The sequence below is a fragment of the Pseudomonas sp. SDT291_1_S447 genome, assembly GCF_054070155.1.
In genome coordinates, this window is sequence record NZ_JBSVXS010000287.1 from 1 (window position 1) to 541 (window position 541).

A 541-nucleotide genomic window follows, 5' to 3' on the forward strand; every position below is an offset into this window, starting at 1 on the left:
AGGGCAACCATGGCCACGGCGATGATCTGCTGGCCATGGTGATGCCCGAAGTACCTGTGAGTGTTGCGATGACGCTTTGGCCGCAACCGAATCTGAGCGCCGAGCAGATCGACACGCTGAAAAGTGAGATCGAGCTATTCATCCGGGCAGCGTTTCGAGAAAGCACGCCCCGCGATTATCAGCCGACGCTGACTTATCCCCAGTCGCGTTTCAGCTTCAGTCGCCTCGCTGAAGAACTGCATCAGCAGTTTGCTGATATCGCCTCACTGCGGTTTACACCCGGCGTAGACATCACCAGCGGGTTGGACATCCCGCGCCTGACGTCGCTGAAGGTGAACCTGCAATGATCAAACTCAAACTGCCGTTCTGGCTGGGCGGCACCGAGCTGTCAAAGTTGGTGGCCGCTGCACAGGCGTGGTGGGAAACCGTTACCGGTTGGTTGCGTTGGCCCTATTCGCAGATCGATCCCGACACCTGCCACATGAACATCCTTGAGCTGTGGGCCTGGCAGCGGGACGTGACGCGCTTCAAGGGCGAACCC

2 pseudogenes are annotated in these 541 nt (G+C 59.0%); both read left to right on the forward strand.

Going from position 1 to position 541, the window contains the following annotated elements:
- Positions 1–347: pseudogene (locus ACW9IR_RS29575) on the forward strand (baseplate J/gp47 family protein); the annotation flags it as partial.
- Positions 344–541: pseudogene (locus tag ACW9IR_RS29580) on the forward strand (phage tail protein); the annotation flags it as partial. The pseudogenes ACW9IR_RS29575 and ACW9IR_RS29580, both read left to right, overlap by 4 nt.